The organism is Microbacterium sp. NPDC055910 (assembly GCF_042271185.1).
GTDB lineage: Bacteria > Actinomycetota > Actinomycetes > Actinomycetales > Microbacteriaceae > Microbacterium.
Map to the genome: position 1 here is coordinate 34490 of NZ_JBHJZS010000024.1, position 13415 is coordinate 47904.

At 68.0% G+C, this 13415-nt stretch carries 12 protein-coding genes; 5 read left to right on the plus strand and 7 right to left on the minus strand.

Annotation, left to right across the window (positions count from 1 at the left end; genetic code table 11):
- Positions 1-47: 47 nt before the first annotated feature.
- From ACFC3F_RS10780 to guaB, 4 genes are all read right to left on the minus strand, one after another.
- Positions 48-326, minus strand: a complete 279-nt coding sequence (locus ACFC3F_RS10780; RefSeq protein WP_376129266.1) for a DUF2277 domain-containing protein — start codon at positions 324-326, stop codon at positions 48-50.
- Between the two features lie 40 nt (positions 327-366).
- The gene (locus tag ACFC3F_RS10785) at positions 367-984 is read right to left on the minus strand and encodes a TMEM175 family protein (RefSeq protein ID WP_376129268.1); all 618 of its coding nucleotides are present in this window, start codon (positions 982-984) and stop codon (positions 367-369) included.
- Between the two features lie 515 nt (positions 985-1499).
- Complete coding sequence (locus tag ACFC3F_RS10790; protein WP_376129269.1) at positions 1500-2348, minus strand: endonuclease domain-containing protein; 849 nt, start codon at positions 2346-2348, stop codon at positions 1500-1502.
- A gap of 398 nt (positions 2349-2746) precedes the next feature.
- Positions 2747-4249, minus strand: coding sequence for an IMP dehydrogenase (gene guaB / locus ACFC3F_RS10795; protein WP_376129270.1), 1503 nt, complete (start codon positions 4247-4249; stop codon positions 2747-2749).
- Positions 4250-4608: 359 nt separating this feature from the next.
- Between guaB and ACFC3F_RS10800 the strand changes: the two genes are divergently transcribed.
- From ACFC3F_RS10800 to ACFC3F_RS10815, 4 genes are read left to right on the plus strand one after another with little or no spacing between them, the layout of a single operon-like run.
- Positions 4609-5892 carry a branched-chain amino acid ABC transporter permease gene (locus ACFC3F_RS10800; RefSeq protein WP_376129272.1) on the plus strand — a complete coding sequence of 428 codons (1284 nt, stop codon included), beginning with the start codon at positions 4609-4611 and terminating at the stop codon, positions 5890-5892.
- Positions 5893-5901: 9 nt separating this feature from the next.
- Positions 5902-6879 carry a branched-chain amino acid ABC transporter permease gene (locus tag ACFC3F_RS10805; protein ID WP_376129274.1) on the plus strand — a complete coding sequence of 326 codons (978 nt, stop codon included), beginning with the start codon at positions 5902-5904 and terminating at the stop codon, positions 6877-6879.
- Positions 6869-7867, plus strand: coding sequence for an ABC transporter ATP-binding protein (locus tag ACFC3F_RS10810; protein WP_376129276.1), 999 nt, complete (start codon positions 6869-6871; stop codon positions 7865-7867). The genes ACFC3F_RS10805 and ACFC3F_RS10810 overlap by 11 nt, the downstream gene beginning before the upstream one ends.
- A gap of 5 nt (positions 7868-7872) precedes the next feature.
- Positions 7873-8637 (plus strand): ABC transporter ATP-binding protein, encoded by a 765-nt coding sequence (locus tag ACFC3F_RS10815; protein WP_376129287.1) that lies wholly within the window; start codon positions 7873-7875, stop codon positions 8635-8637.
- A 482-nt stretch (positions 8638-9119) separates the two neighbouring features.
- Here the strand turns inward: ACFC3F_RS10815 and ACFC3F_RS10820 are convergent, their stop codons facing one another.
- The 3 genes from ACFC3F_RS10820 to groES all read right to left on the minus strand — a co-directional run bounded on the left by ACFC3F_RS10820 (position 9120) and on the right by groES (position 12025).
- Positions 9120-10385, minus strand: a complete 1266-nt coding sequence (locus ACFC3F_RS10820) for an ABC transporter substrate-binding protein (protein WP_376129278.1) — start codon at positions 10383-10385, stop codon at positions 9120-9122.
- Between the two features lie 183 nt (positions 10386-10568).
- On the minus strand, positions 10569-11513 hold the full coding sequence (gene rarD / locus ACFC3F_RS10825; protein WP_376129289.1) for an EamA family transporter RarD: 945 nt from the start codon (positions 11511-11513) through the stop codon (positions 10569-10571).
- Between the two features lie 215 nt (positions 11514-11728).
- Positions 11729-12025 carry a co-chaperone GroES gene (groES, locus tag ACFC3F_RS10830; RefSeq protein WP_376129280.1) on the minus strand — a complete coding sequence of 99 codons (297 nt, stop codon included), beginning with the start codon at positions 12023-12025 and terminating at the stop codon, positions 11729-11731.
- Positions 12026-12160: 135 nt separating this feature from the next.
- Between groES and ACFC3F_RS10835 the strand changes: the two genes are divergently transcribed.
- The gene (locus ACFC3F_RS10835) at positions 12161-13348 is read left to right on the plus strand and encodes an SAM-dependent methyltransferase (RefSeq protein WP_376129282.1); all 1188 of its coding nucleotides are present in this window, start codon (positions 12161-12163) and stop codon (positions 13346-13348) included.
- Positions 13349-13415: the final 67 nt, after the last annotated feature.

The window sequence follows — 13415 nt, forward strand, 5'->3', positions numbered from 1 at the left end:
GCTCACGCCCCCAGCCTACCCGCCGGGATCGACACTGCCGCGGGCGTTCAGGCTGCCGAGTAGCGGCCCGAGCTCTCGGCCCGCGCGCGCGCCTTCGCGGCCTCTTCTTCGCGGTTCTTCGGCGGCGCCGACGTCACGAGCTCGTCGAGCAGGTGCTGCGTCGCATGCTCGATCGCGTGCACGGCCCGATCGAAGGCGTCCTGATTGGCCCGCGACGGCTTCGTCGTCCCGGCGATCTTGCGCACGTACTGGAGCGCCGCTGCGTGCACTTCGTCTTCGCTCGCGGCCGGCTCGAAATTGTGGAGAGTGTGGATGCTGCGGCACATGCCGCCGACGATACGCCGGGGCGCGGCATCCGTCACCCCCTCATCTGCCGCGCAGCACCCTGGTCAGGGGAGCATCCAGCAGGAACAGCAGGAAGGCGATCGAGCCGATGAGGGGAGAGGCGACGGCGACCGCTGCGCCGAGCACGAGGGCGCTCAGCGCACCGCGGCCGTAGGCGCGGGCCTCGCCGTCGGTCAGGTCGGGCAGCATGACATCGCGGTGACGCACCGCCCAGACCCACTGGAGCCAGCCGAACAGGATCGCGAGGAAGAACGTCACCGGCATCGCGATGCGCGCCGGGAGGTAGCCCGAGTACTCGGTCGTGAGGTTGGTCGCGAACGGCACGAGCACGATGAACAGCAGTCGCGCGTTGTTGAGCCAGACGAGCATCCCGTCGACACGCGCGATGTGCTCGAACTGCCGCACGTGCGTCATCCACAGCAGGCAGAGCAGCACGAAGCTGAGGGCGAAGTTGAGGAACAGCTCGCCCATGCCGCCCAGCGCCGCCCACATCTCGGCGTCGGAGCCGACGGTCCCCAGGGAGTGCGTCGTGAGATCCAGCACGAGCAGGGTTGCCGCGATCGCGAAGACGCCGTCGGTGAACGCCTCGAGACGCGTCGTGGACTGCGTGGCCGCCGGGTGCCGCCGCTGCCGGATCATGCGCTCAGGGTAGCGCCACGCACCCGCGCGCGTCAGCGCTCACGTCATGCGTCTGCGTGTGAGACCACGGCGGGGGCGTCCTGCGTCTGCGTGCCCGGCGCGAGCGCCGTCCTGCGTCTGCCCCGGGACCCGGGCGCCGTCCTGTGTCTACCCGGAGACCCCGGCGCGACCGCCGTTGCCCGTCTGCCCCCGGGACCGCGCGAGCGCACTTGCCCCGAGACCGGGCGCGAGCGCCGTCCTGCGTCTGCCCCCGGCGCGAACGCCGTCCTGCGCGTCTATCCCGAGACCCCGGCGCGACCGCCGTTGCCCCGAGACCCGGCGCGAGCGCCGTCCTCCGTCTGCCCCCGGCGCGGGGGCGCCCTGCCCCGAGACCCTGGCGCGAGCGCTCTTGCCCCGAGACCCCGGCCCGAGGTTCGGAGTCTCGCGCCGACTTCGGACCGCTGCGCACCCGGCATCCGAGGTCGGCGCTCATCTCCGAATCCGGCGCTGATCTCCGAAGTCCGCAAGGCGGAGTGTCACGCCGCGAGGTGAAGACCAGCCGCGACAGCGCGCCGGATCGTTCGCTCGACGAGCCGCCGATCGTGGACCACCTGTGCGTAGCTGAATCGAAGCACGGTGTACCCGCGCAGGCGCAGTTCCGCATCGTGGGCGATGTCGCTGGTGCGTTGGGCCGACGATGAGTGGTGAGCGTAGCCGTCGACCTGCACCACCAGGCGATCACCGACAAGCAGGTCGACCCGATGCCCAGCGATCAAGATCTGCTGACGCACCTCAAGGCCCCAACTGCGCAAGGACATGGCGAGGAGGGTCTCGAGACCGGAATCGGACAGCCCGGTCACGCTCTGGGCGCATTCGGATGCCGCGCGCGACGGCCATCGAATCTGTCGAAGCCCTTCGGCCGACAACCCTTCGACTCGGATCGCCGATTCCCACAGCACGAGCGCCTGGTCGCGGGGCAAGCAGGTCGCGATGTGCGCGAGTGCGTCTTCGGGTGACTCGCACAGACTTCGGGATGCCACGGGGGCAATGGACTTCGTCCAGTGGAGGACCCCGTTCCACTTCTTGCCGAGGCGCACCGGTCCGGCTTTCGGAGCCAATCGCAGGTGCACCCGCTCGTCGATGCCTACTGGGAGCCACCACTTCTGCCTGCGCGCGAAGGATACGCACGCGAGGCGGCCGCCGGCGCGTGCCGCCGTGAGAAGGTCGGGCGGCGCGGAACTCAGAGCCAGCCACGCCCGGCGGATCACGGTGACGCCGTCGCTCCGCATCTCGGCACGCAACGCCGCGACCGAATACCCGGCGCGCAGTATGTCTTCGCGGTGGACGATCCCGCCCTGCTGAGCGATCCAGTCAGTGAGCTGCATCGCGTCAGCGTCGCAGCATCCCGATCATGCGCGCAGAGGCGCGCGCCCATCTGTGTGCAACCGGTGCGGCTCGCAACTTGGGGAGGGTCCGCACGCCAACCTCGGCATGCGCGCGAATCTCGGAGATGCGCGCGAACCTCGGAGATGCGCGCCAACCTAGGAGATGCGCACGAACCTCGGACCCCTGTGGGTAAAAGCTCCGAAGTACGCGCCGCCCTCCGCGCTTCGCGGTACCCAACGCCGTCTGGGGAGGGTCAGGCGGCACGCCAACCTCGGAGATGCGCGCCAACCTAGGAGATGCGCACGAACCTCGGACCCCTGTGGCGAAAGGCTCCGAAGTACGCGCCGCCCTCCGAACCTCGCGCAGCGGCGTCCGTCGCGAGACGAACGCCGCCGAGTCACTTCTTGTAGTTGGGCGCCTCTACGACGATCTGCACGTCGTGCGGGTGGGACTCCTTGAGTCCCGCCGCCGTGATCCGGACGAACTTGCCCTTGGACTTGAGCTCATCGATCGTGCGTGCGCCGACGTAGAACATCGACTGACGCAGGCCTCCGATGAGCTGGTACGCGACGGCCGACACCGGTCCGCGGTAGGCGACCTGTCCCTCGATGCCCTCGGGGATGAGCTTGTCGTCGCTGGGGACGTCGGCCTGGAAGTACCGGTCCTTCGAGTACGAGGTCTTCTTGCCGCGCGTCTGCAGCGCTCCGAGCGAACCCATGCCGCGATAGAGCTTGAACTGCTTGCCGCCCTGGAAGACGATCTCGCCGGGCGACTCGTCGGTGCCCGCGAGGAGCGAGCCGAGCATGACCGTGTCGGCGCCGGCGACGAGGGCCTTCGCGATGTCGCCGGAGTACTGCAACCCACCGTCGGCGATGACCGGCACGCCCGCCTCGCGCGCCGCGAGGAACGCCTCGTAGATGGCGGTCACCTGCGGCACGCCGACGCCCGCGACGACGCGTGTCGTGCAGATCGACCCCGGCCCGACGCCCACCTTCACCGCGTCCACGCCCGCGTCGATGAGCGCCTGCGCGCCCTCGCGCGTCGCGACGTTGCCGCCGATGACGTCGACGTGATCGAAGGATGCGTCCGCCTTGAGCCGCTTGACGATGTCGATGACGCCGGCCGACTGGCCGTTGGCGGTGTCGACGACGAGCACGTCGACACCCGCGTCACGCAGCGCCTCGGCGCGCTGCCACGCGTCGCCGAAGAAGCCGATCGCCGCTCCGACGCGCAGTCGCCCGTGCTCGTCCTTCGTGGCGAGCGGGTACTTCTCGCTCTTGTCGAAGTCCTTGATCGTGATGAGGCCCGCGAGCTTGCCGTCGTCGTCGATGAGCGGCAGCTTCTCGACGCGGTGATGCGCGAAGAGGGCGATGACGTCGTTCGCACCGATGCCGACTTTGCCCGTCACGAGCCCTTCACGGGTCATGACGTCCTTCACGAGCGTCGTCTGACGTTCGAAGCCCGAGACGAACCGCATGTCGCGGTTGGTGATGATGCCGAGCAGGCGTCCTTCGTCATCGATGACGGGCAGCCCCGAGATGCGGTACTGCGCGCACAGCGCGTCGACCTCTTCGATGGTCGCGTCGGCGGTCGTCGTGATCGGGTCGGTGATCATGCCCGATTCGCTGCGCTTGACCCGGTCGACCATCGAGGCCTGCTCGTCGATGGACATGTTGCGATGGATGATGCCGAGCCCGCCCTCGCGCGCGATCGCGATCGCCATCCGTGACTCGGTCACGGTGTCCATGGCACTGGAGAGCAGCGGTGTCGCGACGGTGATGCGGCGGGTCACCCGCGAAGACGTGTCGGCTTCGCTGGGGATGACGTCGGTGTGACCGGGCAGCAGCAGGACGTCGTCGTAGGTCAGTCCGACGAAGCCGAAGGGGTCGTTGTGCTCCATGGGGTCTCCTGCGCGGTGCAGGTCCTGCACGGCGCGTGTTGCTCGGGGGTGAACGGCGACGGCCGGTGCACACGCGGAACCTGCCGTACCGAGTCTAAGTCTCGGGCTCGCGGGTTTGTTCCGCGCAGTGCGGCACTTGAGCAACCCTCCCGTGTTCCGATTCGATCACGTCCAAAAATGCGTTGTGTACGAATCGCCGACGACGCAATAAGGTCGAACCGTCGTTCATCACGGCCGATTGCGACCCGAGCCTTCGGTGTCCGTGGTGCCGTACGGGAGGTTCTGTGGGTTCTACGACTGTGGCCGCGACAAGATCGCGGCGATGGCTATTGGCAGTTATCGCGGCGACGTTCGCCGCCATGCTGCTCGTTTTCAACACGCCGCAAGGCGCCTGGGCTGATACGGGTGATCCACCCGAGGAGCAAGAGGTAACCGACTACTACTTCGGTGGAATCATCACGTTCGAAGGCGAACCGGTTCCCGATGTGACCATGACGATCGAAGGAAACGGGTTCGACGCCGAAACCGTGACCGACGCCGAAGGCAAGTGGCGTCTCTACGTTCCAGAGAAGGAATCGTACGTTCTCACGGTCGACGAGTCCTCGCTGCCCGACGGTGTCATCGTCGACCCGGCGCAGCTGGGCGAGGGCATCGCTCTGAAGGACGGATCTTCGGGTTCGTTCGACGTGGAATTCGGACTCACGGGGTCGAAGATCATCAACCTCTTCCTCGGTGAGGGTGAGCGGGTCACGACATCCTTCCTGGATCAGTTCGTCGAGCGCGTCATCAACGGACTGAACTTCGGTCTGCTGCTCGCACTCGCGGCGATCGGTGTGTCGCTCATCTTCGGAACGACAGGGCTGACGAACTTCGCGCACGCCGAACTGGTCACCTTCGGTGCCGTCATCGCGGTCGCGCTGGGCGTCGGATTCCAGATCCCGATGTGGCTGACGATCCCCATCACGATCATCGTGGGCGGGTTGTTCGGCTACGCCTTGGATGCGGGGCTGTGGAAACCGCTGCGCCGAAAAGGGATCGGGCTCGTACCGCTGATGATCGTCAGCATCGGCCTGTCGCTCGCGGTGCGCTACGTCTACCAGTTCTTCATGGGCGGGTCGACGTCGCAGCTGCCGGGCGCAGGATCGGCGAAGATCCAGATCCTCGGCCCGATCGCGCTGTCGCCCGTCGCCATGATGTCGATGGGGATCAGCATCGTCGTGCTCGTGCTGGTGGCCTTCTGGCTGCTGCGCACCCGCGTCGGCAAGGCCACGCGCGCCATTTCGGACAACCCCGGCCTGGCCGCGGCATCCGGAATCAACGTCGACCGCGTCATCCGGATCGTCTGGATCCTGTCGGCGGCCCTCGCGGCCCTCGGCGGAATCCTCTGGGGCTACTTCCGCCCCGGCGTGCGGTGGGACATGGGCGTGCACATCCTGCTGCTCATCTTCGCCGCCGTGACACTCGGCGGGCTGGGAACGGCGTTCGGCGCGCTCATCGGTGCGATCATCGTCGGTCTGCTCGTGGAGGTCTCGACCCTCTGGCTGCCGTCCGACCTGAAGTATGTGGGTGCGCTCGTCGTGCTCATCTTGATTCTGCTGGTCAGGCCACAGGGCATCCTGGGCCGTAAAGAGAGACTCGGATAGGAGGCGACCATGGACTGGGGAGGAATTCTCAATAACACCGCGGGTTGGCTGTTCAGCCCGACGACGATCGCCTACGCACTCGCTGCGACGGGCCTCGCTGTTCACTTCGGCTATGCCGGCCTGCTGAACTTCGGTATGGCGGGCTTCATGGCGATCGGCGCGTACAGCTACGCGATCTCGATCCTGACGTTCGGACTCCCGTGGTGGGTCGGCATCCTGATCGGAATGGTGGCGGCGACCGTGTTCGCCTTCATCCTGGGTATCCCGACGCTGCGACTGCGAGCCGACTATCTCGCCATCGTGACGATCGCGGCAGCCGAGATCGTACGACTGCTGTTCACGACGACGGCGTTCGACGCGGTCACCAACTCGGCCGACGGCCTCGGCGGATACCACGCGGGCTTCCGCGCGGCGAACCCGTTCCCGCCCGGGACGTACGGCTTCGGACCGTGGACCTACACGGCTGACGCCTTGTGGGTGCGCGTGTTCGGCGTCATCCTGCTGGCGATCGCGGTCTTCATCGTGTGGGCCGTCATGCGCAGCCCGTGGGGACGCGTCCTCAAGGGCATCCGTGAAGACGAAGACGCCGTGCGCTCGCTCGGCAAGAACGTCTTCGCCTACAAGATGCAGGCACTCGTGCTCGGTGGCATCTTCGGTGCTCTCGGCGGCGTGGTCTTCGCGCTTCCGTCGGCGGTCGTTCCTGCCACCTACACGACGAGCCTGACGTTCTTCATCTGGACGATCCTGCTGCTCGGCGGCGCAGCGACGGTCTTCGGACCGGCTCTGGGCGCCGTCATCTTCTGGGTGATCATGGCGTTCCTCGATGGGGTCCTTCCGGCGCTCGCGTCGATCGGGATCCTGCCGATCTCGCCGATCCAGGCCGGCACACTGCGCTTCGTCCTCGTGGGCATCGCGCTGATGCTGCTCGTTATATTCCGCCCGCAGGGCATCCTCGGCAACAAGAGGGAGCTGACCTTTGTCAAATAACATCACTCCCGAGGGCGGTGTCGCCCCCACAACGGGCAACATCCGTCGCCCCAAGGCGACCGGGCTCGCGAAGGGCGAGGCCGTTCCCGGCGTCGCCAAAACCGACCCGATCCTCGTCATCGACAACGTGACCCGCCGCTTCGGCGGTCTCACGGCCGTCGACGTGCAGCACCTGGAGGTTCCGCGCAACGCCATCACGGCGCTCATCGGCCCCAACGGTGCCGGCAAGACGACGCTGTTCAACCTGCTGTGCGGGTTCGACAAGCCCAACTCGGGCTCGTGGAGCTTCGACGGGACTCAGCTGGCCGGTGTGCCGTCCTTCAAGGTCGCGCGCATGGGTCAGGTGCGAACCTTCCAGCTCACCAAGGCGCTCTCGCTGCTGACGGTGCTCGAGAACATGAAGCTCGGCGCCTCGAAGCAGAAGGGCGAGCGCTTCTGGACGAGCATGATCCCGGCGATCTGGCGCAAGCAGGAGACCGAGATCGAAGAGAAGGCGCGCGGTCTGCTCAAGCGCTTCAAGCTCGACGCGAAGTCCTCGGACTACGCGGCGTCGCTGTCAGGCGGTCAGCGCAAGCTGCTCGAAATGGCACGGGCGCTCATGAACGACCCGACGCTCGTCATGCTCGACGAGCCGATGGCCGGTGTGAACCCCGCGCTGACCGAGTCGCTGCTCGAGCACATCCTCGACCTGAAGGAGCTCGGAATGACCGTGCTCTTCGTCGAGCACGACATGCACATGGTGCGGCACATCGCCGACTGGGTCGTCGTCATGGCCGAAGGCCGTGTCGTGGCCGAGGGGCCGCCGGACACCGTGATGCAGGATCAGGCGGTCATCGACGCGTACCTCGGCGCCCACCAGGATGTCGACCTCGGCATCGTGACCGGACGCATCGAAGGTGAGCTGAACACCTCCGCGATCGAGATGCTCGAGGACATCGAGCAGGCCGAGGCCGAGTCGATCGCCGAAGCCGAGGAGGAGAACAAGTGACCAAGGTGACGACGGCCGGAGCCCCCGCGGGCGAGGCCGCCAAGAGCGACCGCATCGTCGTGGAGGTCAAGGATCTCGACGCGGGCTACCTCCCCGGCATCAACATCATCAACGGTGCCAACCTGATCGCCCGCAAGGGTGAGCTGATCGGCATCATCGGACCCAACGGCGCCGGAAAGTCGACGCTGCTGAAGTCGATCTTCGGCATGGTCAAGGTTCGGGCCGGCGAGATCATGGTCAACGGCGAGAGCATCGTCGGGCTCAACTCCGACAAGCTCGTGTCGCGCGGTGTGGGCTTCGTGCCGCAGACGAACAACGTGTTCCCCTCGCTGTCCATCGAGGAGAACCTGCAGATGGGGCTCTACCAGAACCCCAAGGCGTATGCCGAGCGGCTCGAGTTCGTGACCGGGATCTTCGCGGAGCTGGGCAAGCGCCTCAAGCAGCGCGCGGGCTCGCTCTCGGGCGGTGAGCGCCAGATGGTGGCGATGTCGCGCGCACTCATGATGGACCCCGCCGTGCTGCTGCTCGACGAGCCGTCGGCCGGTCTGTCGCCCGTGCGCCAGGATGACGCGTTCATCCGCGTCTCGGACATCAACAAGGCGGGTGTCACGACGATCATGGTCGAGCAGAACGCCCGTCGGTGCCTGCAGATCTGCGACCGCGGCTACGTCCTGGACCAGGGCCGCGACGCGTATCACGGCACGGGCCGCGAGCTGCTGAACGACCCGAAGGTCATCGGCCTGTACCTGGGTTCGCTCGGGCAGGACTGATTCCTCGGTAAACAGAGAAGGGTGGATGCTGCGGCATCCGCCCTTCTCTGTTTCTGTGTGCGCCCACATCGTCCGGTCCGCGTCCCGTCGTTCGGTGCGGGGCCTCCCCCGAACGGCCCCCGGTGAGCGCAGAGGGTGGCCCGCGGCCGGCGTAGCCCCGCAGCCCGCCGCACGCCCCGCTGGCCGCGCTCTCCGCCGCAAGTCCCGCGTGCCCGCGAGTCCGCTGGCCCCGGCGTCCCGCAGCCCCGGCGTCCCGCTCCCCCGCAAGCCCGCAGCCCCGCCGCAAGCCCGCAGCCCCGGCGTCCCGCACCCGAGGCACCGACGCCGCTCTGGCTACCCGGCCTGTCCCCCGCGCTGCGCACCCGCCGAGGGCGCCCGGTGAGCACGGGACACCGCGCGCCCGAGGCCGCGCACAACACCAGAAGGGCCCCGGTTCCGTGAGGAACCGGGGCCCTGAGTGGCTGAAGAGCTCAGCGCATCAATCAGTTGATGCGGGTGTGCTCGTTGCCCTCCTGGTACTCGAAGACACCGATCGACGCCTCGGTCGGGTCGCCGGCCTCGTCGAACGCGACGCCACCGGAGTAGCCGTCGTAGTCGGCGACGCCACCCGCGAGGATGATGTCGGCGCAAGCGGCGAAGGTGTCGCACTTCTCGCCGTCGCCAGAGCCGCCCGAGACTTCCTGCAGCTTCGCAGCGATCTCACCGGCATCCGTCGAGTTCGCGGCGAGAGCAGCGAGCGCGAGGAGCACGACGGCGTCGTAGGACTCACCGGCGTAGTTGAAGTCGACGAGCTCTTCGCCCGACTGCTCCTGCCACTGCGCGATGAGGCGGTCCTGGAAGTCGTCCGACAGCACCGGGCCGGGCTGCGTGCCCTTGGAGCCGGTGATGTCCACGGGCATGTCCGCACCCCACTGCGAGGTGTTGCCGTCGACGAAGTAGAACTTCGAGCCGTCGAAGCCGCTGTTGACGAACGACGGAGCGATCGTCGCGGTCTCCTCGAAGCCGATGACCGAGATGGCCTCCGGGTTCTGCGCGAGGATCGACGAGACCTGTGCCGAGAAGTTCGTGTCGCCGGCGTTGTAGGACTCGGATGCCACGACCTGGCCACCCGTCGCCTCGAACGTCTCGGTCAGCGCGGCCTCTAGGCCCGTGCCGTACGCGTCGTTGAGGTAGATGATGCCGAGCGTCGATGCGCCATCTTCGGCGATCAGGTTGCCCAGCACCTCACCCTGCAGCAGGTCGCTGGGGGCGGTGCGGAAGTACAGGCCGTTGTCGTCCCACGTCGTGAAGTCCGGCGACGTGTTGGCGGGCGAGAACGTGATGACGCCGGCGCCGACTGCCTGGTCGAGGAAGAGCTTCGTGACGCCCGATGCCGCAGCACCGATGAGCGCCTGGACGCCATTGCCCAGGAGGCGCGGGACGGTGGTCTCGTAAGCCTTGTTGTCGGGGTCGCCCGAGTCGCCGTACTCGACATCGACAGTGATGCCCTTGGCTGCGTCGTTGATCTCCTTGACGGCGAGGCCGACGCCGGCCTCTTCCGGCGGGCCGAGGAACGCGAGTGCACCGGTCTGGGGCAGCACGGTTCCGATGCTGAGCGTGAGGTCACGCTCTTCCGACGTGGGGGGTGCTTCGGTGCCTTCGCCACCCGTTCCTCCGCCGGCACAGCCGGCGAGAACGAGTGCACTGGCACCGGCGAGCGCGATCCCGCCGAGAATGGCGGACTTGCGCGAGCGGGTGAAGACGCTCATGTTTCTCCTTGTTGTGGGTGACACGGGCTCGGCTCGGGTGCCGTCCCAGTGCTCATAACCTAACGGCGCGAGCGGCTTCGCAATGTTGCCATTCGTTAACGATCTATAACGGAGACGATTTCGGATGCCGCAACCCCCGGAATTCCGCGGGTTTCGCCCCGCGTGGCGGGGGCGCTGCGCGGGTCAGCGCACGCGCTGTCGCCGCGAACGACGCACGTGCAGGACCGAATCCGCCATGAGCACGGCCAGCGCGACCCACACGAGTCCGAACCCGATCCAGCGCTCGACGGGCATGGGCTCGCCGAGGATCCACGCCCCCGAGATGAACTGCAGGAAGGGGGTGACGAACTGCAGCAGGCCGATCACCGTGAGAGAGGTGCGGCGCGTGCCGGCGGCGAAGAGCAGCAGCGGCACAGCGGTGACGATCCCCGCGAGGCTCAGCAGCACGGTGTGCCAGGCGCCGTTCGCGCCGTAGGTGAGGCCCGTCGTCATCGCGACCACGATCAGGATGACCGTGGCGATCGGCATGAGCCAGAGGGTTTCGAGCGTCAGTCCGCTGACGGCGTCGACCGACGGGCCGACCTTCTTCTTCACGAGGCCGTAGAGGCTGAAGGATGCCGCGAGCGTCAGCGCGATCCACGGCACGGAGCCGTACGCCACGACGATGACGATGACCGCTGCCGCCGCGATGCCGATCGCGACCCACTGCGTGACGCGCAGCTTCTCTCGCAGCACGAGCACGCCGAGCAGGACGGTGGCGATCGGGTTGATGAAGTAGCCGAGGCTCGTCTCGATGACGTGGCCCGACAGGGCGCCGATGATGAAGACCTGCCAGTTGACGTAGATGAACACGGCAGCCAGCGCCGTGAGCCCGAGCACCTTGGGCTGCCGGAAGAGCCGCGCGAGCCGCCCCCACGTGCGGGTCACCGACAGCAGCAGCACGCAGAAGACCAGCGACAGCACGATGCGCCAGGCGACGATCTCCCAGGGCCCGGTCGGAACGAGCAAGACGAAGTACAGCGGCAGGAAGCCCCACCACAGGTACGCCGCGAAGCCGTAGATCCCGCCGAGCAGGCGTTCCCGCTCGGCCGCGCTGCGTCCGACGGGAATCGGCACGCCGCCCGTCACGACGGCGGCTTCGCCGAGGTCGCCACCCGTCGTGTCAGCGGGCTCGGCGGCGGGCACGTCTCGGGTCACCAGTCCACCCTAGGGCCGGACGAACACCGCGACGGTCGGGGTGTGAGCGACGTGTGCAGCTGTGCCCCGCGGCACCTCGAACATGACGAAGGACTCGGATGCCGCAGCATCCGAGTCCTTCGTATCGCCTGTGTGAGGCGGGGTTCTCAGCGAACGACGACCGCGAGGACGTCGCGTGCCGACAGGACGAGCAGCTCGTCCGCGCCGAACTTGACCTCGGTGCCGCCGTACTTGCTGTAGATCACACGGTCGCCGACAGCGACGTCGAGCGGAATACGGTTGCCGTTGTCGTCGATACGACCGGGGCCGACCGCCACGACCTCGCCCTCCTGGGGCTTCTCCTTGGCGGTGTCAGGGATGACCAGACCGCTGGACGTGGTCTGCTCGGCCTCGACCTGCTTGATGACGATGCGGTCCTCGAGCGGCTTGATGGAAACCGACACGGTCTACCTCTTCTTTCCTTGAGACTGAAGACTCGTTAGCACCCGCACAGTGAGAGTGCTAACGCAAGTCTAGGCAAAGCGCTGGCACTCGCGCAACGTGAGTGCCAGCTCGGTGTCTCAGCCTAGGCTGGCGGAGTGGACACGGCCGAGCTCACCGCGCTGCTCACCCCGGAGGGGATGCGCCTGCTCGACGAGCTTCCCGCCACGCATTCGACCGAGGACGTCGCCCGCACCGTCACGCGTCTGCGCCGTGCCGGGCACTCCCCCGACCTCGTCTCGGCGGTCGTGTCGCAGGCGCGTCTGCGCGACCGGGCGCGCGCCAAGTTCGGCGATCTCGCCGAGCGCATGCTGTTCACGCGAGCGGGGCTCGAGCAGGCGACGCGCCTGCCCGTCGCGGTGCGCCACGCCGCGCGCTTTCGCGATGCGGGCCTGACGAGCGTCGCCGACCTCGGCTGCGGAATCGGCGGCGACGCGCTCGGTCTCGCGGGCCTGGGGCTGCGGGTCTCGGCCGTCGACGCCGACGAGATCACCGCCGCGATCGCGGCATACAACCTCGCACCGTTCGGCGACGACGTCACGGTCGCGCACGGCACGGCCGAGGCGTTCGATCTCAGGGCGACGGATGCCGCGTGGCTCGACCCCGCGCGCCGCACGGCGGGCCGCACCGAGACGACCCGCACGCGCCCCGCCGACTGGTCGCCGTCCCTGGACTGGGTGTTCGATCTGGCCGAGCGCATGCCCGTCGGGGTCAAGCTCGGACCGGGGCTCGACCGCGACCTGATCCCGGAGGCGGTCGAGGCGCAGTGGGTCAGCGCCGACGGCTCGACGATCGAGCTCGTGCTGTGGTCGGGCGCGCTCGCGCGTCCTGGCATCCGGCGCGCGGCGCTGGTGATGCGCGGGGAATCCGTGCACGAGCTCACCGCCGACGCCGATGCGGCCGACGAGCCCGCACGGCCGCTCGGCGCCTGGCTGCACGAGCCCGACGGCGCCGTCATCCGGGCGCGGCTGATCGGCGACGTCGCCCGGTCGCTCGAGGCGGGCATGGTCGATGAGCACATCGCCTATCTCACGTCGGACTCTGCGCTCACCTCGCCGTTCGTCGCGACCTTCCGCGTGCGCGAAGTCCTTCCCGCCGATCCGAAGAAGCTCGGCGCTGCGCTGCGCGAACGCGGCATCGGGCGTCTGGAGATCAAGAAGCGCGGCGTCGACGTCGATCCCGCCGCGCTGCGCCGGTCGCTCAAGCTGCGCGGCGACGCCGAGGCGACGCTGTTCCTCACGCGCATCGGCTCCAAGCGCGTCGCCGTCCTCGCCGACCGGGTCTGACGCCGACCGCGCTCCCTTACCGCGAGACTGCAACGGGCGGCCGAGACTGCGGGGTTCACCCGCAGTC

Excerpts from the sequence above, each read along its gene's own strand:
- ACFC3F_RS10800 (WP_376129272.1), top strand. The coding sequence starts at position 4,609 with ATGCTGCTCGTTTTCAACACGCCGCAAGGCGCCTGGGCTGATACGGGT.
- guaB (WP_376129270.1), bottom strand. The coding sequence starts at position 4,249 with ATGGAGCACAACGACCCCTTCGGCTTCGTCGGACTGACCTACGACGAC.
- ACFC3F_RS10820 (WP_376129278.1), bottom strand. The coding sequence starts at position 10,385 with ATGAGCGTCTTCACCCGCTCGCGCAAGTCCGCCATTCTCGGCGGGATC.
- ACFC3F_RS10805 (WP_376129274.1), top strand. The coding sequence starts at position 5,902 with ATGGACTGGGGAGGAATTCTCAATAACACCGCGGGTTGGCTGTTCAGC.
- ACFC3F_RS10790 (WP_376129269.1), bottom strand. The coding sequence starts at position 2,348 with ATGCAGCTCACTGACTGGATCGCTCAGCAGGGCGGGATCGTCCACCGC.
- ACFC3F_RS10785 (WP_376129268.1), bottom strand. The coding sequence starts at position 984 with ATGATCCGGCAGCGGCGGCACCCGGCGGCCACGCAGTCCACGACGCGT.
- ACFC3F_RS10780 (WP_376129266.1), bottom strand. The coding sequence starts at position 326 with ATGTGCCGCAGCATCCACACTCTCCACAATTTCGAGCCGGCCGCGAGC.